Source organism: Chryseolinea sp. T2 (genome assembly GCF_037203685.1).
Lineage (GTDB): Bacteria > Bacteroidota > Bacteroidia > Cytophagales > Cyclobacteriaceae > Chryseolinea.
Map to the genome: position 1 here is coordinate 79,529 of NZ_JBBCAU010000003.1, position 19,178 is coordinate 98,706.

18 protein-coding genes are annotated in these 19,178 nt (G+C 46.6%); 7 read left to right on the forward strand and 11 right to left on the reverse strand.

All coding sequences use genetic code 11. The annotated features are described in order from the left end of the window. Positions 1 to 19 precede the first annotated feature (19 nt). Positions 20 to 838 carry a glycoside hydrolase family 16 protein gene (locus WBG78_RS10210; protein WP_337326320.1) on the forward strand — a complete coding sequence of 273 codons (819 nt, stop codon included), beginning with the start codon at positions 20 to 22 and terminating at the stop codon, positions 836 to 838. A gap of 76 nt (positions 839 to 914) precedes the next feature. Here the strand turns inward: WBG78_RS10210 and WBG78_RS10215 are convergent, their stop codons facing one another. Both WBG78_RS10215 and WBG78_RS10220 read right to left on the reverse strand, forming a co-directional pair. Further along, positions 915 to 1,520 carry a hypothetical protein gene (locus WBG78_RS10215; protein WP_337326321.1) on the reverse strand — a complete coding sequence of 202 codons (606 nt, stop codon included), beginning with the start codon at positions 1,518 to 1,520 and terminating at the stop codon, positions 915 to 917. A gap of 397 nt (positions 1,521 to 1,917) precedes the next feature. Then, entirely contained in the window at positions 1,918 to 3,000 is a 1,083-nt protein-coding gene (locus tag WBG78_RS10220; protein ID WP_337326322.1) for an amidohydrolase family protein, read from the reverse strand. Positions 3,001 to 3,088: 88 nt separating this feature from the next. Here WBG78_RS10220 and WBG78_RS10225 point away from each other — a divergent pair, with 88 nt between their 5' ends. After that, a complete protein-coding gene (locus tag WBG78_RS10225) occupies positions 3,089 to 4,222 on the forward strand; it encodes an acyltransferase family protein (protein ID WP_337326323.1) in 1,134 nt (377 codons plus the stop codon). A gap of 23 nt (positions 4,223 to 4,245) precedes the next feature. Here WBG78_RS10225 and WBG78_RS10230 read toward each other — a convergent pair whose 3' ends face one another. After that, complete coding sequence (locus WBG78_RS10230; protein WP_337326324.1) at positions 4,246 to 5,316, reverse strand: phosphotransferase enzyme family protein; 1,071 nt, start codon at positions 5,314 to 5,316, stop codon at positions 4,246 to 4,248. 148 nt (positions 5,317 to 5,464) lie between these two features. On the opposite strand from WBG78_RS10230, the gene WBG78_RS10235 reads away from it, so the two are divergent. After that, positions 5,465 to 5,995, forward strand: coding sequence for a metallophosphoesterase family protein (locus tag WBG78_RS10235; protein WP_337326325.1), 531 nt, complete (start codon positions 5,465 to 5,467; stop codon positions 5,993 to 5,995). Between the two features lie 29 nt (positions 5,996 to 6,024). On the opposite strand, the gene WBG78_RS10240 is transcribed toward WBG78_RS10235, so the two are convergent. The 6 genes from WBG78_RS10240 to gldA all read right to left on the reverse strand — a co-directional run bounded on the left by WBG78_RS10240 (position 6,025) and on the right by gldA (position 12,160). Continuing rightward, positions 6,025 to 6,540, reverse strand: a complete 516-nt coding sequence (locus WBG78_RS10240; RefSeq protein WP_337326326.1) for a hypothetical protein — start codon at positions 6,538 to 6,540, stop codon at positions 6,025 to 6,027. Between the two features lie 102 nt (positions 6,541 to 6,642). Next, on the reverse strand, positions 6,643 to 7,767 hold the full coding sequence (dnaN, locus tag WBG78_RS10245; RefSeq protein ID WP_337326327.1) for a DNA polymerase III subunit beta: 1,125 nt from the start codon (positions 7,765 to 7,767) through the stop codon (positions 6,643 to 6,645). Between the two features lie 86 nt (positions 7,768 to 7,853). Then, positions 7,854 to 8,771 carry a DUF4340 domain-containing protein gene (locus tag WBG78_RS10250; RefSeq protein WP_337326328.1) on the reverse strand — a complete coding sequence of 306 codons (918 nt, stop codon included), beginning with the start codon at positions 8,769 to 8,771 and terminating at the stop codon, positions 7,854 to 7,856. Between the two features lie 23 nt (positions 8,772 to 8,794). Continuing rightward, positions 8,795 to 10,474 (reverse strand): gliding motility-associated ABC transporter substrate-binding protein GldG, encoded by a 1,680-nt coding sequence (gene gldG / locus WBG78_RS10255; protein ID WP_337326329.1) that lies wholly within the window; start codon positions 10,472 to 10,474, stop codon positions 8,795 to 8,797. Beyond that, positions 10,468 to 11,196 (reverse strand): gliding motility-associated ABC transporter permease subunit GldF, encoded by a 729-nt coding sequence (gene gldF, locus WBG78_RS10260; RefSeq protein ID WP_337326330.1) that lies wholly within the window; start codon positions 11,194 to 11,196, stop codon positions 10,468 to 10,470. The genes gldG and gldF overlap by 7 nt, the downstream gene beginning before the upstream one ends. Positions 11,197 to 11,221: 25 nt before the next feature. Continuing rightward, positions 11,222 to 12,160, reverse strand: a complete 939-nt coding sequence (gene gldA, locus WBG78_RS10265) for a gliding motility-associated ABC transporter ATP-binding subunit GldA (protein WP_337326331.1) — start codon at positions 12,158 to 12,160, stop codon at positions 11,222 to 11,224. 163 nt (positions 12,161 to 12,323) lie between these two features. On the opposite strand from gldA, the gene WBG78_RS10270 reads away from it, so the two are divergent. Together WBG78_RS10270 and WBG78_RS10275 are read left to right on the forward strand one after the other, a co-directional pair. Beyond that, positions 12,324 to 13,772 carry a redoxin domain-containing protein gene (locus tag WBG78_RS10270; RefSeq protein WP_337326332.1) on the forward strand — a complete coding sequence of 483 codons (1,449 nt, stop codon included), beginning with the start codon at positions 12,324 to 12,326 and terminating at the stop codon, positions 13,770 to 13,772. Positions 13,773 to 13,970: 198 nt separating this feature from the next. Continuing rightward, complete coding sequence (locus tag WBG78_RS10275) at positions 13,971 to 14,438, forward strand: hypothetical protein (protein ID WP_337326333.1); 468 nt, start codon at positions 13,971 to 13,973, stop codon at positions 14,436 to 14,438. Positions 14,439 to 14,658: 220 nt separating this feature from the next. Here WBG78_RS10275 and WBG78_RS10280 read toward each other — a convergent pair whose 3' ends face one another. Continuing rightward, complete coding sequence (locus WBG78_RS10280; protein WP_337326334.1) at positions 14,659 to 15,633, reverse strand: polyprenyl synthetase family protein; 975 nt, start codon at positions 15,631 to 15,633, stop codon at positions 14,659 to 14,661. Between the two features lie 73 nt (positions 15,634 to 15,706). Between WBG78_RS10280 and corA the strand changes: the two genes are divergently transcribed. Then, a complete protein-coding gene (gene corA, locus WBG78_RS10285; RefSeq protein WP_337326335.1) occupies positions 15,707 to 16,726 on the forward strand; it encodes a magnesium/cobalt transporter CorA in 1,020 nt (339 codons plus the stop codon). Between the two features lie 57 nt (positions 16,727 to 16,783). Here the strand turns inward: corA and WBG78_RS10290 are convergent, their stop codons facing one another. Then, on the reverse strand, positions 16,784 to 18,079 hold the full coding sequence (locus WBG78_RS10290) for a hemolysin family protein (RefSeq protein ID WP_337326336.1): 1,296 nt from the start codon (positions 18,077 to 18,079) through the stop codon (positions 16,784 to 16,786). 89 nt (positions 18,080 to 18,168) lie between these two features. On the opposite strand from WBG78_RS10290, the gene WBG78_RS10295 reads away from it, so the two are divergent. Then, a complete protein-coding gene (locus WBG78_RS10295; protein ID WP_337326337.1) occupies positions 18,169 to 19,137 on the forward strand; it encodes a calcium/sodium antiporter in 969 nt (322 codons plus the stop codon). Positions 19,138 to 19,178 lie beyond the last annotated feature (41 nt).

Below are 19,178 nucleotides of genomic sequence, written 5' to 3' on the forward strand. Positions count from 1 at the left end.
ACAACATGAACAACCTTGCATGCACAACTTGAAATATTCAATCGCACTAATCGTTATCATTCCGTTGTTCGCCTGTCATGACGGAGACCCTGGGGCCAATGCCGATTTCAAACAACTTGTTTGGTCAGACGAGTTCGATAAGCCCGGAGTTCCGGACGCATCCAAATGGTCTTACGACTTAGGCGATGGTTGTCCGAACGTATGTGGCTGGGGAAACAATGAGCTCGAATACTACACCAATGATCAGAAGAATGTGCGTATCGAGAACGGAAATCTTGTTATCGAGGCGCGCAAGGAAGACAAGGGCGGAAAGTCATACACGTCGACGAGGATAATCTCAAAAGGCAAGGGCGACTGGCTTTATGGTCGGGTTGAAGTAAGGGCTAAACTCCCTAAAGGAAAAGGCACGTGGCCTGCTATATGGATGCTTTCCACCGATTGGAAATACGGAGGGTGGCCCGCCAGCGGGGAGATCGATATTATGGAACACGTTGGCTTTGATCCGGGAGTCGTGCATGGAACGATACACACTGAATCTTACAATCATGTTAAGGGTACACAGAAGGAGGGCAAAGTCACGGTATTAGATGTATCCGATGCCTTCCACGTTTATGGTATCGAATGGACGAAAGACAAGATGACTTTCTTCGTTGACGATAATCGTTATTACAGTGTAGACAGAGCGCCGAATGAAGACTTCAAGGGCTGGCCATTTGATCAGAGATTTCATCTGATCATGAACATCGCTGTGGGCGGCAACTGGGGTGGTATGCAGGGTGTAGACGAGAGCATCTGGCCCCAGCGCATGGAGGTCGACTACGTGCGTGTGTACCAGTAGTTCCGAAAACAGACGCTGACTTTTGTTGGGGACTTTGCCTGGTCCCCGAAGTTTCCCGATTGGAAATGTAACAGACCTATGAATTGCGAATCATCGCCTGGAGCTTATTGCGCTCGTCCTGAAGTTCACGGGACAGCTTTGTTTGCTTGTCCATAGCCCGGTGTTTGTAGTCTTCGAATTCGGAAGTAAGCGCGCTAACGGCGAGGTTGCGTTCGCTTAGTGCGTTTGCCTGCAGTTTCATACGTCCAATGACCAGTACCAGGAACAACAATAGTGCGGCTATACTGATCGCCACGACCGTCAGAAGGGTACCCTTAAGCATTGAAATGCCCATGACATCGATGTGCGTGCTGTCATATTGAACCGCCGCCATTGACTTTTCCTTTTCGGCTACGGCCGCAATTTTCTGGTTGAGTTCATTCTTCAGTGCGTTTATGCCGCCATTTGCGGCTGCCAATGCTCTTTTCTTGGCCTCGAGGCTATCCTGGGCAATTTTCCATACGCCATCGAGAGTAGACTCCTTGATAACTTTATATGCACCGTATGACTGTGACTTTGATTTCATGTACAGAAAGCGTTCGCCCAGGGTGTGAGGTTCCGACGCCGCTGCATCAGCGGGAGCCTGGGAAAAACTTGCCGTGGACGACACTAGAAGTAGCAGAACAAAAAATGACCTTTTCATAGGGCAAGCAATTATGTTAGTCTTTAAGGTTTCAAAATTCCGTCAAATTTGTTTTACGAATCAAAGCTGAAACGACCAAACAAACCTTATACTCGATCAAAGCTCGCGCGCGGCGATTAATGCTCGTCGTGACCACTTCTAATCAACCGAAGTAATTACGACGCTGCCGCATCGTTAGCGTCGAACTTTATGTCCCGGATTCATTGCCAGAATGAACGGGAACATCGACATATCAGCAAACGACCAGGACACGAGTTAAGTATATCAAAAAATTGTCGGCACATGCCGACCTCATGTCAAACAATAAGGCAATATAGAAAATAATTGAGAATTGAGAGTTGAGACTCGAAAATTGAAGACGGCACACGCGTGCGGGCACCCACAGCTATTTCAACTTTCAATTCTCAATTCCAAACCACTTCAACGCATTCTCATAATAGATCTTATTGATCACGTCCTTCGGCAGCTGCAATCCTTTGAACGATCCATTTACCTCAGGGACAGTCAACATTTCCGAAGTAGCAAAGTACGTCCAGTCCCGAACCCAGGCATCGTGTTGACCTTGTTTGCTTTTATCAGGATCGACATCCGGACTGAGTCCGCCATCGGTAGCATAGATTAGCCGGTCTGCATATTTGATGATAAAATTTCTCACTTTCTCGCGGTCGTGTTGTGATTGTACCTGGAAGTGACCAATCCGTGCGGCCATGTCCACTGCCATTTTGGGAAACTTGTCCAGACGCCGCGCCAGTTCATCAACGCTCCACTCGAGGCTGCCGAGGTGTGCCCCTACGAAACGCAAGTCGGGATGTTTCTCCAGGAAACGGTCCCGGGCATTGATCTGATCTTCATATGAAGGGTACTCCGGATGTCGGAACATGTGATATTCCGGATGCCGCTCGAAATACGTTCGATCATTATTTACCGTCATCTGATCTAACGGGAGCCAGCAATTTTTCGGTTCACCGATGTGTCCCAGCACCATCTTGTCGCGGCCGATCACGAACTTGATTATCGGATCAAACATTGGATCGTCGATCATGATGAAACGATTCGCTGTGTCACGGTAAACCATGCCGATGTTCTTCCACACCTTTATTCCAAGTGCTCCGTTGTTGAAGGCTGAGTCGAGTTGTTTGATGACAAGGTCCTGCCATCCCGCCGGCTGGCCCTCCGGAATTGAGAAGGATGCAAGGAAGGATATGTCCTTGGGAAAGTTAGCCTTTTGCTGCAGCGCATAGGACATCTGTTGATGCAAGGACATTCGCGGCGCGTCGACATTCACTGTTACCAGTCTGAAATTGTCCTCCTCGGCAAGTTTCCCCATCGCGTTCGATGCGCTGTTCAGGTGGACGTGCGTGTCAATCTTTTTAACCTTTGCAAAATCTTCCTGAGTATAGTAAGGCCGGCACCCTGAAAGCAGCCAAAGAAGGGATAAGACGAGTGCAGACCTGAATGTGAGTACGTTTTTCGCGAGCATGCATCAAAATAAAGAAGTCTGCCCGCTATTGCCATGAAATTTTGATGAAGTCACTGATTGTTTATATTTATCCGTAGAACTTTCCCCTATGAACCAACCTATTCATTCGTCTCAGGCGGACCGCCCTTTGACCGAGCACTCACGTCTCTTATCGCTTGACTTCATGAGGGGATTAATCATGGTTTTATTGGTGCTGGAAAGCACCAGGCTTTACGAGAATTTATATGAAGTCTCGGGACCGAATTTCATCGGTGCGTTCCTTCAACAGTTTTTTCATCATCCCTGGCACGGATTAAGATTCTGGGATCTCATTCAACCTGGCTTCATGTTTATGGCCGGTGTTGCTCTTGCCTATTCCATTACGCGACAACAGTCCTTTGGAATGTCGTGGAATCAATCGTTTCTGAAAACACTCAAACGTTCGGCATGGCTCTTCTTCTGGGGTGTACTCGACTACGCCGTGCGCCGGGATGGTCTTTCATTTGAGCTTTGGGATGTGCTGACACAACTGTCGTTCACAACGCTTGTTGCATTTCTGATATTCGGATGGTCGATACAAGCTCAGATCGGTTTCAGTCTCGCCCTGCTCCTGCTTACTGAAATCCTCTATCGGTTCACTAACATACCTGGCTTTGATCAGCCTTTTACCGACCAGCACAATTTTGGAAACTACATGGACCTTGTACTGATGAATAAGATCAATGATGGAGGATGGGTGGCCATCAACTGCATACCAACAGCTGCCCATACTATATGGGGAGCTGTAGTTGGTAAACTTTTCATGTCGGACAAGCCTTCACGCGATAAGATCAGGTTGATGATCATTGGCGGCGTAATGGCTCTGGCGGTGGGGTATTTACTTGATCTGACGACAACACCAATTATCAAACGCATTGCCACGAGTTCATTTACTCTTGTGTCAGGTGGATGGTGTGTGCTGGCGCTTTGTTTCTTCTACTGGTGGATCGACATAAAGAACCATCGGAAGCATCTGCGCTTTTTTGTAGTGGTAGGTATGAATTCACTGTTCATCTACCTTTTCATAGAGATCGTTGCAAGCCGTTGGTTTAACGGATACATAGGTGCAATAACGACCGGACTATTGGAAATCATTTTGCTGCCTCACGCACTCATTGCAGTCATTACATCGCTGGTGATTTTTGCACTCGAGTGGAGCATGTGTAATTTTCTTTATAGAAAGAAAATCTTCTTCAAGATCTGACTTATTTCACAACCGCTGAGTGATCACTGCCGACTAGTCCAGTGCGCTACTTCATCTTTTACGATATCTTCCAATAACGGTAGATTTTCCTCAAATCTTTTTAACAGCGTTAGCTGATTGAGAGCGCGAATGTAGTTGTGCCCTTCGTAGGCCGCTCCATAATAAATATCATTGTTCAAATGATCGGCCAAAAAGCGGAGCGCCTGCATGTAAATCAAAAAGGATCCCGAATAGCAGAATAATTCCTTTTCATAGTTCGTCAATTCGCTGTGCATCGCCTTGAGATATCCCTGAACAATAGCACGGAAAAAATCCGCTCTCACTTCTATCTGGTCCATCTCCTTCACCTCTTCGCTGGCAGGAGACAGATATGTTCGCATCATATCGCCCACATCACTGATAAAGTATCCGGGCATGACAGTATCCAAATCAATCACACATATGCCTTTGTTTCCGGGATCAAATAATACATTGCTGATCTTGGTGTCGTGATGCATCACCCTCACCTTAGCGGCAGATGTATTTCTTATTTGCAGAAACTTCTCAACGATACTTCGACGACTGCGAAGTTCGTCTATGAGTCCGGCACTGTCTTTTATCCTCCTTGTATCGCCGACGTTGACGGCCCGTTCGAACTGGTCGTAACGCAGAGCAAGATTGTGAAAGTCGGGTATAGTAAGATGCAAGGCGTTCGCATCAAACGAAGAAAGCAATTGAGAGAACTTCCCGAATTGAAAGGCGGCCTCGAAGGCTTGCTGCGGCGATTCTACGACCGAGATTGTATGTGAGTTATGGACGTAAGGAATAAGACGAAAGAATCCCTCTCCTCCTATTTCGACCATGTCTCTCCCATCGCGATCAGGCGCCGGAGCGACAAACAGATAATCCGGCTGATGTCTCTTGAGGAAGTGATCAAGTCGATGTAGATTTTCAGCGAGCTTCCAGGGCTCTTTGAATACCTGATCATTGACGCGTTGGAGAATAAAAGTACCGGTTGGTGATGATACCTTCCAGGTGCGATTAATTAAACCGCTGACCAATGGGTGCGCTTCAAAGTCATTTATGCCATAATGCCTGAGTATCGACGAAAGCATTCGGCAAAATAGTTTTTCTTTGGACAACAGTGGATAATTTTAGCAAGAATGAAGTGGGGTTAAGTGGACTGTAGTTCAAATATTAAGTGTGCCTCGAAACACAATGGCGGAGCACATCACACACCGACTATGACGTTAAACGAATGCAATGAAAATAGGACTGCTATCTGATACCCACGGAGATCTTGATCCTAAGGTCTTTGAATATTTTGATCAGTGCGATGAGATATGGCATGCCGGCGACATTGGTGATCGAGCTGTTACGGACGCGCTTCGTGCATTCAAACCATTGCGAGCAGTTCATGGCAACATTGACAGCAAGGAACTTTGCATTCAGTACCCCGAAGACCTGAAATTCAAATGCGAGGGTTTAAACATTTTCATCACTCACATCGGAGGAAAACCGCCATCTTATAATCCACGCGTTAAGAAACTACTGACGCAATCGCCTCCCGACATTTTCGTCTGCGGACATTCTCACCTGCTCCTTATCAAGCGTGATGTCCTTTTTGCCAACATGCTTTTCATTAATCCCGGAGCTGCCGGCAACCACGGCTTCCACAAGATCAAAACACTGGTTCGCTTTGACGTAAACCAGCGACTGATATCAAACATGGAGGTGATTGAAACTGGAAAAAGAGGAACGATAACAGGCAACAGAGCGGAGGGGATGCCCTAGCGGAACGGCCATTACAAAGAAGCGTTCTGTCAGAAGCGATATCCTAAACCCAATTTTCCCGCAGGAATATATACGGCTTGTGTACTTTTTTCGACGTGCTTACGAAACTTGTTGGAACCGTGAATCCATACCATCACGCCGGGGACAATCATTCCAACACCTGCGGCTACCAGCAACTGGCCACCTGATTCGTGCGGGTCATCATTGTAGGTAGTTCCATAGGTGCCTTGCGTTGAATAGTTCGGGTCCCGATTATTATACACCAGTAACCCGGTGATTACCGTGGCCGTTCCAACGCAGGTTAAAATTTTCCCCACCTTCATCATTCTCTGTCCTGGCTCCTGCGGAATTTTATACATCTCGCGCTGCATTGAAAAGTATCCGGATGGTTCGGCCAAAGCTCTTTTGCTTTCAGTTAACTGGTGAACTTCGTTAGATGCAACCAGATTCATAAATGAATCCGACTCCGGAATGGCATTTTGAGCCCGGGCCACATGGCATAGCGACACGATGCCGAAAAGGAAAAGCACGAAAGTATATCTCATGATCTGCTCAAATAAACCACATACTGAACCAAACCAAACCTGAATACGGCCTGGTCGTCAAGTGTAACTCAAATGGGTAATGCTTTCAGGCGCCCGGGGCGCTTAAACGTATTGGTTTAGCATAACGGGCATTACGAGCATAAGGATGTCTTCGTTGTTATCTTTTTCTGCGGGTAAGATAACACCAGCCTTGTTAGGTGCCGACATCGTGAGCTTTATCTTCGGCGAATCCATGTTCGTCAACATTTCGATGAGGAACTTCGCGTTGAATCCAATTTCGATGTCTTCCCCGTCATGCTCGCAGGAGAGGCGTTCATTAGCTTCGTTTGAGAAGTCGAGATCTTCAGCAGAAATCTGAAGCTCGCTACCGGTGATTTTCAGACGCACCTGATGAGTCGTCTTGTTCGCATAAATCGAAATCCGTTTCAGCGCTCCCAATAAATCAGTCCGTTCAATAGACATTTTGATGCTGTTTGAACTAGGAATGACATTTTCATAATCAGGGAAACGCTCGTCGATCAGACGGCAGATCATGCGAATATGATTGAACTTAAAGTATGCGTTCGATAGGTTAAAGTTTACCGTAACCTCGGTATTTTCTGATGGCAATGTCGCCTTGAGCAAATTCAGGGCCTTGCGGGGAATGATGATTGAAGCACCGTTGTCGGACTTCACATCATTGCGACGGTAACGAACGAGACGGTGTCCGTCTGTCGCAACGAATGTAGTATTCTTGTCTCCAAGGCTTACGTATACGCCCGTCATTGCCGGACGCAATTCATCGTTGCTTGTAGCAAAGATCGTATTGTTAACAGCGCGCGACAGTACTTCCGTTGAGATAAACGCACTGAAGTCGTTCGATACGGTAGGTACTTTCGGGAAGTCGGTAGCATTTTCACCGGAGAGCTTATAGCGTCCGTTATCAGAGATGATTTCCACGCTGTAGGTAGACTCATCAATAGAAAAGGTCACTGGCTGTTCAGGAAGATTCTTTAAAGTGTCCAGAAGAATGCGGGCAGGAACTGCAATGCTGCCTTTCTCCTTTGACTCCACCTGAAGTTCGGTAATCATTGACGTCTGCAGATCAGAAGCAGTTACTGTCAAACTTCCTTTTTCAAGTTCAAAGAGAAAATTCTCAAGAATCGGTACAACCGGGTTAGTTGTAATCACACCATTGATATTGGAGAGCTGCTTCAGCAGATACGCCGAATTGACAATGAACTTCATTAGTGGTTAAATTTTAGAGGGGGTAAAGTTATAAAGAAAACCGAATTTTAAAATTCGGCAAACCTGTCAAAAAAACCAGCAGATTTTCAAGGCTTTGGCTCAAAAAACCGGCGCGGCCTGGAGATGCTCGTCACCGCACGCCGGTTAAACATGGCCCATTGTTTTTCGCCGATTAAACCGGCCACACGGCCCTGATTATCAGCATAAGGAAAAAGTTGTAACAGGTATGTCCGGCCAACATCGTGCACCGAAACTTCCATCACCGGCGGCGTTTTGGACAGGCTGTCTAAGGTCTTGTTAGTGTCAACAAACTCGTCGGCAGCGAGTTGAGACACATCGTTCAGATATTGGTTAAGGCGGGCGCTGTCAACTGTGCTCAGGCCCTGCACAGTGAGGAGCTGATCTTTCAATTCGACCCGGAAATTGTCTGCCTTATTTCGGGAGTAAGTCGTTTCAACATCTTTGAAATTCAGCCTCCAGTTAAAAGCGAAAATTCTTTTGTCCCGCCAGCCCGACTCGTTCAATTCGAAAATCCCGGACACGTATACCCGATAGCCCGGAATTACCATGATATATGGCACTTTGTCGTCGCCCCTCAGGAAATAAGACTGTGTTTTTGCCATATTTCCACCGGCCGAAAAAGAAATCCGGGGCTCACCGTCTGCCTGCATCGTAACCTGAATTCCTTCCTTTCGCAAAACACCGGCAATTGAATCCTGCCTAAGCGTCGGAACCGGGCGCTTGGGAATTGCCTGCAACATCGTTGCGAACATTACCTCGATCATTGCCGGATCGGCAGCGTACTGATCGTTTACAGTCCAGCGGGCACCATCATATTTCAGGTCAACAGACCCTTTTGGCGACTGAAGGTTGACCTGGTTAATGCTTTTCACATCAAAGCCGTTGAAAATGTTTTTATCATTCTCAGCGACATTCTTCTGGTCTCTAATCACCCAAATAACTGCCGTGATGGCGACCAACACCACCAATAACAGCATAAGCATCTTGTTGCGTTTTTCCTGCATAGTCAGAAACGGGCGTATTTTCTTTTGCGCCAATACATTCGTGCCGCGCCAAATGCAATTAACATCACAACAGGCAGGACAAGGTTGATCACCTGCCATTTGAGTTTGTCCTGTATCAGGGTCTTGTCCAACGGACGGATTTTGACCTGCTTGTTGCGCACCTGGATAAGGCCTTCTTCAGAAGTAAGGTATCCAAGGATGTTCAACACAAGCTCGCGATTTGCAAAGGTATAGTTCGAGGCCATATCGAAGCCCAGAGGTTGCGCCTGGTTTGTTCTGGGATTGAAGTCGTTTCGCACCAGATCACCGTCTGCTATCACAATAAGTTTTGCCGGGGTTCCGTCTTCTTTGAATCCGTCTTTTGAAATACCATCTGGCAGGAAGCGATTTTTGAAGAGTGAAGTGAAAGATCCCTCAAGCAGGTATCCAAGAGGTATTGAGGGTTTTGTGTATTGTTCGTCAGGCACCGGATTCCGAAGATCATTTACACTCACTTTGACAGGAGCGCCTATAACACGAGACAGTTGAGAGGTTAGCATCAATGGGGTCTTCCTGATACCCGGAGCCTTAACGGTATCCATACTGCTCACGAACCGGGTAAGGACTGCATCGAGGTTACGGGTAATAGGATGTTCCGGGTAATGATTGATAAGGGGAAAGAAAGGCCAATCGAGTAAACTCATTTGCGGCTTGCCTCCCCGTTGCCCTGTTACGATCGGGTAGAAACCAGCCATTCGATCCTGCACGAGATCAAGATTGATTCTGACGCCATATTTGAAAAGCATTTCGTCAAGCTCGGTATTGTAAGGCAGCGCGAAGTAATCGTCGCGCGACGCACTATCCATACTGGCATCCAGCTTATCAATCAGAAATAACACAGGCTTTCCCGACATGATGTATTGATCGAGAAAGTATCTATCCTGTGGTGAAAATCGACGGGTGGGTTTTGCAAGAACAAGAGCATCGAAATTTCTCAGCGAAGCATTCGTCAGTCTTGTATTAACCACATCATACTCTTCGCGTATATCCTGGAAAACGCTGAGTGTACTAAGTGAGTCCAGCTCTCCGTGCCCCTGAATGAAGGCAATTTGTTTTCTATCGTCCTTCGCCAGTTTGCTGATGGCACGGGCCACTTCAAACTCAATTCCCTCGATTGACTGATTGATTTCTTCAGCCGGGCTACCCGCCTTGTTGCCCTTTAACAACATGACGCCGCTTTCCATACCATCATAAGACACAATCAATCCCGGGAAGATTATTTTCTCTACGCGCTGCCCCTGGTTGTTGCTGATTACGTTTGTCGGTTGAATACCACGGGCATTCAGGTCGTTCATGAATTCTGCCTGAGCTTTTTGGCCGGCAGCTGCTGCGGGATCAGTGAATGAGAACTTGACGCGATTGTTGGAATAGACTTCAAACTCTTCCAGCGTTTCACGTATCGCCTTTTGGAAGCGCTTAAATTCGGCATTCAAATCACCTTCAAGAAACACTTCGATGTAAACATCATCTTCAAGTTGTTGCAACAGCTCGCGCGTCTGAGGTTTGATGCTATATCGCTTCTCCTCGGTAAGGTCGATTCTGAAAAAGTAAGATGAAAGCAATAGATTTAACAGGACAATCACCACAAGGCAATTGGCAAACACGAGCACGTCGCCCAGCTTTTTACTCTTCCAGTTTACCATTGCCTGCTTCCTAAGATTAGTTTAGTAACTGACAAGGCGAGAAAGATGACGCTTCCGAAGTAAACAAGGTCGCGTGAGTCTATTAGTCCCCTGCTCATGGAATCGTAATGAAAGAGCAGTCCGAGTTGCTTTACGGTCAACGCGCGTGTACCCCATACGTCGAGAGCGGACAGCGCATCAAAGGCGGCGAATGTTAAATAGCACAGGAAGGCTCCAAGAATGAAAGCGACGATCTGATTGGCGGACAGACTTGAAGCCATTACGCCGATAGCGCAAAAGGCTGCTGCGAGCATAGCCAGTCCGATGTATGAACCGATGACACCCGGTGTATCAAGGTTACCCTTCGGATTACCAAGAGTGTACAGAGAGTAATAGTAGACCAGTGTTGGCAACAATGCCAGCAGCACGAGAGCAAAGCAGGCCAGAAACTTTCCTGCAATGATGTCGAGATCAGTGAGAGGTTTTGTGAATAATAGCTCCATGGTTCCCCCCTTTTTCTCTTCCGAGAAACTTCGCATGGTGATCGCGGGAATGAGAAACACGAACACATAGGGACCCAATGAAAACAGCGTGCTCATGTCGGCGTATCCGTAGTCAAGGACTGATGAGTCTGGAAACACCCACATCAGCAAACCGATCGCTAGCAGAAATACACCAACGACCACATACGCTATCAGCGAATTGAGAAAACTATTGAATTCTTTAGAGAAGATCTGAAGCATCGGTCAAAGACCTCAAAAATAGAGTTTAATTTGTTACATCAGCGCCTTTGGTGGTCGCTGTTAGCATGCTAAAAATATTTTCGAGTGAGTTCTCCTCCTGGCGCAATCCGATGAGTGAGAGTTTCTGATCTGCAGCAAAACGGAATAGCTCTGGCCGGATGTCGACTCCAGCAACGGCCGTAATCCTGAACTTGTTTTCACTCTCACCAGTAACCGAGGAAACACCAGGCACTGTTCGAAGAAGATTGGCATCGACGGAGCCTTCAAATTCAGCAATGATAGTTTGAGAGCCGCTTCCACCCTTCAGCAAATTATCCAGCGAATCATCGGCGACAATCGACCCGCGGTTGATCACCACGACGCGATCACATAACGCCTGTACTTCCTGCATGATGTGCGTTGAGAAAATAACAGTCTTATTGTGGCTGATATCTTTAATCAATTTCCGGATTTCGATGAGCTGATTTGGATCCAGTCCCGATGTAGGCTCATCAAGAATAAGCACTCGTGGTTCGTGGATCAATGCCTGAGCTAGTCCAACGCGCTGGCGATAGCCTTTAGATAGTGCCTCCACTTTTTTGTTTTGCTCGAGCGTGAGGCCACACATTTCAATCATGTTGCCCACCCTCTTTTTCAAGGAGCTTCCGCGAAGACCGTATAATCCTCCTATGAACTCAAGGTATTCGTGAACGTACAGATCGAGATAAAGTGGATTGTGCTCCGGCAGGTATCCCGTGATCTGCTTCACGGCCAACGGTTCCTCTACTACATCAAGACCGTCGACAAGAACCTGACCTGATGTCGGGGGCAGGTAACATGTAGCGATCTTCATTGTCGACGATTTACCTGCGCCGTTAGGTCCAAGGAAACCAACTATTTCGCCATCCCCCAGCGAAAAGCTGATGTCATTTAGCGCCTTTTGCTGGCCGTATATCTTCGTGAGATGCTTAATATGAAGCGACATGAACGAGGATTTTATCGTTGCTATTGACAACCGCCCTGTTTGGCCGGATCGCGGGCATTAGTGCAACTTGCCCGAAATAGGGTAGTAACGCTCGCCTGGATGCATTAATTGTCATTGAAACGACGGGATTAATTCCGCAAATTTGCATTGAAAATCGAAATATATGCGGCTTCCTGTCCTTATAATTTGCATACTCCTGCCGCTAGCCGGCTTCGCACAAGCGGGTTATCACCTCAAATTGAAAATTGAAGGCCTCAAGGACACCACCGTTTATCTTGGCAACTTCTATGGTGAGACGACCTACATTAAGGATACAGCACGTGCCAACAGCCGTGGGGAATTCGAGTTTAAAGGAGCCAAGCCGCTTATCTATCGCGGCGTGTATTTCATCGTATTGATGCAAAATGGCAAGCCTGCCCGTCAGTTTGATTTTCTTATTGCCGACAAGCAGCAATTCTCAATGGAGACCAAATCCTCGGACTACGTCAAATTCATGAAAGTTACCGGAGACCCGGACAACACGTTGTTCTTTGAAAACATGGTATTCAACAGTGAGCTTCATAAGGAGGCGGACCCATTCATAAAGATCCTTCAGGACAGCACGCAGTCTACTGACAAAAAGAAAGAAGCGAGACTAGCCTACACTGCCATCAATGAAAAGGCCATGGCACATCAAACAAATGTAATCGCAAAGAATCCGAATACGCTGACAGCAAAGATCCTTAAAGCTCACCGCCCTGTGACGATACCCGATCCTCCAAAGCGCAAGGACGGTTCGATTGATTCAACGTACCAACTCAGATGGTACCGGAAGCATTTCTTCGACAACTTCGATCTGGCCGAGCCAGGCCTCATTTGCCTACAGACACCGTTGTATAAAGACAAAATCAACGAATATCTGGACAAGCTTTTCATTCAACAGCCCGACAGCATTATGAGCGCAATGGCAAGCTTCATCGATCGCGCGAAGGCAAATCAGGAAACATTTAAGTATGCAACCTGGATCACCTTGCTGAAATACCAGCAACCGGACATCATGGGACTCGATGAAGTATATGTGCGTATGTACGACAAGTACTATGGCTCGGGGCTTATGGACTTCTGGGTAAACGATAAGCTTAAGAAGAATTTGAAAGAGCATGCTGACCGTATGCGCAACAGTTTAGTTGGTATGAAGGCACCGAATCTCATCATGCAGGATGCGGCATTCAAAGCGAAATCCATGTATGACATCAAGAACAAGTATACTGTGCTTTACATCTTCGATCCGGATTGCGGACATTGCAAGGAGGAAACTCCAAAGCTTGTAAAGTTTTACAACGCACATAAGTACGACCTGCAGGTGTATGCAGTGAGTGCAGATACTTCGATGCAGAAGATGCGGGACTACATCAAAGACATGAAGATGCCGTGGATAACGGTAAACGGACCCCGCACTTATGTGGGCCCGTATGGCGACCTTTATGATGCGATCGTGACTCCATCCCTTTACATCATCGATGATAAGAAAAAGATCATTGCCAAGAAGGTACCCGTTGACAAGCTGGATGAGTTTTTCACCCAGTACGAGCGTTTTAAGAATGTCGAGAAGAGCAAGTCGGGCAAGCTTTGATTCAAATAGCTGCCTTTTTTGCGAACACTAACAGTTCATTATCGAACAGTTGGCATATTATAGGCCTGAAAAAATGCCCCGTATTACGTCAAAAAACGGGATTGTAACTTTTTTCCTGATTTATCAGTCTTATATGCAACTATTCACACGTTAGAGAGTATCTATTGATGAGAATACCAAACTATAAACTTTTTTAATATGGCCTTCCTGGACAAACTTCTAGGTAAAAAGAAAAAGACATCCCTTAAGGCGAAATGCCCGATCACGAAGGAGCCGATCGAAGAGGGGTTTGGATTTATGCTCACGACGGCGCAAATAGTTGCTTCTAAAAAGTTCTGGGATATGGTGATGACTGAACCTGAGACGATGTCTTATACGGTGTCGCACTTCAAGAACCAATCAAGCGGCACTCAGATGCGCAATATGATCTTTGAGAAACATAGCGGAGTGGAAAAGCCGTGGATGATTTCAGATTCTTGCATTAATCTTTTCGACGTGGACAAGCAGTCGGCCCGTGAGAATGCGAAGAAATGGTGGGCAAATGAAGGCAACTTCAATCCCGCTAATTCAGGACCTGCAGCCGCAGCGTTGGATGCGCAAACGTTCAAAAGTCTGAAAGACTATGCAGTGCTGGAGGCAGGACGGACGAGAGTAGTACTACAATAGTAGTTAGTCCTGAGTCCTTAGTATTTAGTGGGTCATGAGTATTTATAGTATTCAGGTACGCGTTATAGGCCGACTAAAGACTTAAGGGACTAATAACAACTCAGGACTCAAGACTGAGGACTCAGGACTAAAGATAGGTTTAGATCAGGTTGGAGAGGGTCACTGCAGGGTGACCCTTTCTTTTTTTAGATCGTAGAGTATCAGTTTAGGACTTCGCGCTTTATTTGTTTCTCTCTATTGTAAACTGAACCAGCTGAATGAGCGACGTCTTGTACTGTGACTCGGGAAAGGCGTCCAGTAATTCGAGAGCCTCCTGGTGAAATCTCTTCATGACCTGATGGGCATATTCTATTCCGCCTGATGCCTTTACGAAAGCTATCACCTCTTTTACCTTTTTTGGTTTCTCACTTTCGTTCTTAATAATGCGAATGATCTTTCGTTTCTCAAGCCACGATGCTTTTGAAAGTGCGTGGATGAGCGGAAGTGTGAGCTTCTTCTCCTTAATGTCTATTCCAACTGGTTTCCCTATATCGCCATCCTCGTAGTCGAACAGGTCGTCTTTGATCTGGAATGCCATTCCTGCCAGTTCACCAAAGCGTTTCATACGGTCAACGGCCGCTGTGTCTGCCCCCACCGAGCTGGCACCCATGCCACAACATGAAGCAATGAGAGATGCAGTCTTTTGTCTGATGATCTCATAATATACTTCTTCTGTAATGTCAAGTTGCCGCGCCTTCCCCATCTGTAACAGTTCTCCTTCGATCATTACTTTCACTGCCTCAGTACCTATGCTGAGTAAGTGAAAATCCTTATTCTCTACCGATAAAATCAGGCCGCGGGAAAGAAGAAAATCGCCGACAAGAACTGCGATCTTATTTTTCCAAAGTGCATTCACAGAAAAGAAACCGCGACGGTAGTTTGAATCATCTACTACATCGTCGTGAACCAGGGTTGCCGTATGAAGGAGTTCGATCAGTGAGGCCCCGCGAAACGTTGATTCATTGATCGTTCCATTCATACCAGCGCTCAGAAATACGAACATCGGGCGCATTTGCTTGCCCTTGCGCTTCACAATGTACTCCATGATCTTATCGAGAAGGAGTACCCGTGTCTTCATTGAAGCCCGGAATTTGGGTTCAAAATCCTCCATCTCTTTGGCGATGGGGGCTTTAATATCTTCCAGGCGTAAAGGCATGTGCCGCAATAATAACATGGATTCCTTTAACTTTGCACACACAGCAGTTATTTTCCAGTAGTTTAGGAGTTGAATGAGCACACACAATAGTCCTGCGAAGGTGCCGCATCCGCATCCAAACGTTATTCTTGAATTGATCACGTACGATCGGAATAATTTCGCAAAATACGACGACCTCGATATCACTACCCTCCTTTCTAAGCTTGAAAAAGACAAAGTCAACTGGATCAATATTGACGGCCTAAACAACCAGGAAGTCATCGATAAAGTCCAGGAACACTTCGGTTTGCATTACCTCCTGATCGATGACGTCGTCGCCGATCAGCGGCCGAAATCAGAAGAGTTCGAGAATCATTTGTTCTTCACGATGAAGATGCTTCACCGGATTGAAGGAATGCAGATCGACTACGAGCAGATCAGTTTTGTGCTTGGCCCAAACTACCTGATCAGCTTCCAGGAAAAGGAAGGAGATCTGTTTGAGGGATTCCGGGGCCGGATACAACAAGACGTAGGGAAGGTTCGGAAAAAGAATGCTGACTATCTCCTCTATCGCCTGATTGATATCATAACTGACAGCTATTATACGGTGCTGGACAAAATCGGAGACATCATCGACGACATCGAGGAGGATGCTTACGAGAACCCATCTACACGGTCGTTCAATCAGATCCAGCAGCTGAAGAAGGAAATCATATTCCTGAGAAAAGCTTTGTATCCTTTGCGTGAGGCTGTTGGCCGCATTGTTAAAGGCGAATCAGATTTCATTTCTGACGAATGTATCCGGTACTATTCCGACGTCTACGATCACATCGCCCATCTCATCGATTCGCTTGATACCTATAAGGACTTAACTGCAGGGCTCCTGGATATTCACATCAACGCGATGAACACTAAAATGAATGAGGTGATGAAGGTGTTAACCGTGATTTCGACCATCTTCATGCCATTGACATTTATCGTTGGTGTGTACGGTATGAACTTCAGGTTTATGCCCGAGCTGCACTGGAAGTATGGTTATTTCGCCGTCTGGGGAGTAATGGCCATTATATTCTTCGGAATGCTGGCGTTCTTCAGAAGAAAGAAATGGTTTTAAGTCTGGCGCTATCCGGATTGTCTGTGGGGTTTGCAGTACTGGTTTAATCCAATATCACTAGTCCGTTCCAACCTCTTCTTCCAGTGTTGCCTCAACAAGTTCTGGCAGCGTCTTATTCAGACGAAGGATCTTGAAACGATAATTGAACAATTTAAATGTATCACCTTCTTTCAAAGTAGGCCTGTGATACGTAAGCAAGCCCGACAGAGTCTCATAATCCTCCGACTCAGGGAACGGAACATCAACAAACTTATTGATGTCGTGAATGGATGATTGCGCCACGATCTGATAATCCTGCTTGTCGAGCAGAGTCACAATTTGTGTTTCATGGTCGTGCTCGTCCTGGATTTCACCAACCAACTCTTCGAGTATGTCTTCCAGTGTTACAATGCCAATGGTTCCTCCGAACTCGCTGACGACGATTGCCATCTGCGACTTACGACGCTGAAATTCGCGGAGCAATACATCAATTCTTTTAGACTCGGGTATAAAATGCGCGGGCCTCATAATCTCTTTAAGAGATTTATCGGCCTTCTGAACATAGGCAGCAATTATATCTTTGGCATGAACAATCCCGACTATTTCATCCAGTGAGTTTTCAAAGACAGGGAAGCGTGAGTATCCCTCGCGCAATACTACTTCCATGGTCTCCTGCATTGAAAGATTGGAGCGCAGGCCGCTGATCTTAACCCTGGGCACCATCACCTGTCGCACGATCCGATCGTCAAAATCGAAAACGTTTTGAATAAGCTCCCGCTCATTGGGTTCGATGGCTCCTCCCTCTTCACTTTCAGCGATGATGAGTTTAAGCTCGTCTTCAGAATGTATCTCCTGTTCCGTAACCGGCTTCACTCCAAAAATCTTCAATACCAGATTAGCCAATCCATTCAACATCCAAATGAACGGACGGAAAGTGTAGTAGAAGATCCGAAGCGCTACAGAAATCGTTAACGTGGTAGTTGTCGGATAACGAATGGCCAGCGACTTGGGGGCTAATTCACCAAACACGATATGCAGGATTGTAAGCATAGCAAACGCTATGGGTAACGCGATGCTGTGGGCCATAGTAGTGCTTATGGTCACGCCCAGTGCGGACATCAGGTTGAGTATGATTCTTGACATCACATCTTCACCTACCCAGCCTAGTCCCAAACTGGCGAGGGTAATACCAAGCTGAGTCGCTGCCAGGTATCCATCGAGATTATTAATGATGTTTTGTGCGGCCTGTTTTGAAAGATTGCCTTTTTCCAGCGCGATCTGTGATGACCGGACCTTTACGATAGCAAATTCGGCCGCCACGAAAAAGCCATTAAGAGCAACTAAGAATAAGGTTAGGATTACGTCGAAAGTCATAGCGGCAGAGCCAGGGACAAAGGTACTAAGAAAACGCGGCTGATCTTATTGTCGAAAAACCGTCTATCTTTATCGTAGCCTCCATCATCATGTTTTTAGAGTTCCTCCTGCTTTTTGTCGGTTTTTTGATACTGATCGGAGGTGCATTTTTTCTGGTCCGTGGAGCAACCTCAATCGCCCGAAGATACAATATTTCGGGTGCCATTATTGGCCTTGGTGTTGTTGGATTCGGTACCTCAACTCCAGAGCTGGTGGTAACGATTTATGGGACGATGCAGGGGCGCGACGACCTGACATTTGCCAATATTGTGGGCAGCAATACTTTCACGGTTCTTTTTGTGCTCGGAATCGCTGCCATTATTTTTCCTTTAATTATCCAGCGAAACACTACCCGGTTTGAAATTCCACTGTCTCTGGTCGCCGTCACAATCTTATATATACTTGTCAACGATCAGGTTATTACGGGAATTGGCGCCAATACACTAGGCCGACTTGATGCCTCCATAATGCTAATGTTGTTCCTGGGGCTGCTTATTTATATGTACCGTTCTCTACAGGCTGTCAGTGATTTTACCGAACCAACAGACAGGGCACAGGCGCCCCAGGCGGCAACGGCCAGCATATTGCTCGGTATGGGGCTACTGATTGGGGGCGCAATACTGGTTGTTGATTACGCCGTAGTCATCGCTGTTCATTTTGGGCTCGGCATGCGATTGACGGGGATCACTCTGTTAGCGGTCGGTACATCATTGCCAGAGTTAACGACTGTTGTTCTGGCCGCACGTAAACGCCACACAGATATGGCAATTGGCAATGTAATTGGATCCAATCTTTTCAATGTTCTCTTTGCTTTACCCGTTACGGCCATCGTCCATCCCATCGAGTACAATACCGCGCTCAATGGTGACATCGAAGTCCTGGGCATTTCGTTGATTGTTTTAATCCTGTTTATGTTTACGATCAGCCCGCGGAGATTGGGAAGGTTGGAAGCGATGCTGCTCGTCGCTGGCTATCTGACATATGTTGGGTACCGGTTGTCGGCCCAACTCAACGGCTAGCTCAAAAAAAAACCTCCGGTCAGGAGGTTTTTTATCGTTTG

Excerpts from the sequence above, each read along its gene's own strand:
- WBG78_RS10270 (WP_337326332.1), top strand. The coding sequence starts at position 12,324 with ATGCGGCTTCCTGTCCTTATAATTTGCATACTCCTGCCGCTAGCCGGC.
- WBG78_RS10240 (WP_337326326.1), bottom strand. The coding sequence starts at position 6,540 with ATGAGATATACTTTCGTGCTTTTCCTTTTCGGCATCGTGTCGCTATGC.
- WBG78_RS10280 (WP_337326334.1), bottom strand. The coding sequence starts at position 15,633 with ATGCCTTTACGCCTGGAAGATATTAAAGCCCCCATCGCCAAAGAGATG.
- WBG78_RS10275 (WP_337326333.1), top strand. The coding sequence starts at position 13,971 with ATGGCCTTCCTGGACAAACTTCTAGGTAAAAAGAAAAAGACATCCCTT.
- WBG78_RS10230 (WP_337326324.1), bottom strand. The coding sequence starts at position 5,316 with ATGCTTTCGTCGATACTCAGGCATTATGGCATAAATGACTTTGAAGCG.
- WBG78_RS10225 (WP_337326323.1), top strand. The coding sequence starts at position 3,089 with ATGAACCAACCTATTCATTCGTCTCAGGCGGACCGCCCTTTGACCGAG.
- corA (WP_337326335.1), top strand. The coding sequence starts at position 15,707 with ATGAGCACACACAATAGTCCTGCGAAGGTGCCGCATCCGCATCCAAAC.
- WBG78_RS10215 (WP_337326321.1), bottom strand. The coding sequence starts at position 1,520 with ATGAAAAGGTCATTTTTTGTTCTGCTACTTCTAGTGTCGTCCACGGCA.
- WBG78_RS10250 (WP_337326328.1), bottom strand. The coding sequence starts at position 8,771 with ATGCTTATGCTGTTATTGGTGGTGTTGGTCGCCATCACGGCAGTTATT.
- gldA (WP_337326331.1), bottom strand. The coding sequence starts at position 12,160 with ATGTCGCTTCATATTAAGCATCTCACGAAGATATACGGCCAGCAAAAG.
- WBG78_RS10290 (WP_337326336.1), bottom strand. The coding sequence starts at position 18,079 with ATGACTTTCGACGTAATCCTAACCTTATTCTTAGTTGCTCTTAATGGC.
- WBG78_RS10210 (WP_337326320.1), top strand. The coding sequence starts at position 20 with ATGCACAACTTGAAATATTCAATCGCACTAATCGTTATCATTCCGTTG.
- gldF (WP_337326330.1), bottom strand. The coding sequence starts at position 11,196 with ATGCTTCAGATCTTCTCTAAAGAATTCAATAGTTTTCTCAATTCGCTG.
- WBG78_RS10235 (WP_337326325.1), top strand. The coding sequence starts at position 5,465 with ATGAAAATAGGACTGCTATCTGATACCCACGGAGATCTTGATCCTAAG.
- WBG78_RS10295 (WP_337326337.1), top strand. The coding sequence starts at position 18,169 with ATGTTTTTAGAGTTCCTCCTGCTTTTTGTCGGTTTTTTGATACTGATC.
- WBG78_RS10220 (WP_337326322.1), bottom strand. The coding sequence starts at position 3,000 with ATGCTCGCGAAAAACGTACTCACATTCAGGTCTGCACTCGTCTTATCC.
- dnaN (WP_337326327.1), bottom strand. The coding sequence starts at position 7,767 with ATGAAGTTCATTGTCAATTCGGCGTATCTGCTGAAGCAGCTCTCCAAT.
- gldG (WP_337326329.1), bottom strand. The coding sequence starts at position 10,474 with ATGGTAAACTGGAAGAGTAAAAAGCTGGGCGACGTGCTCGTGTTTGCC.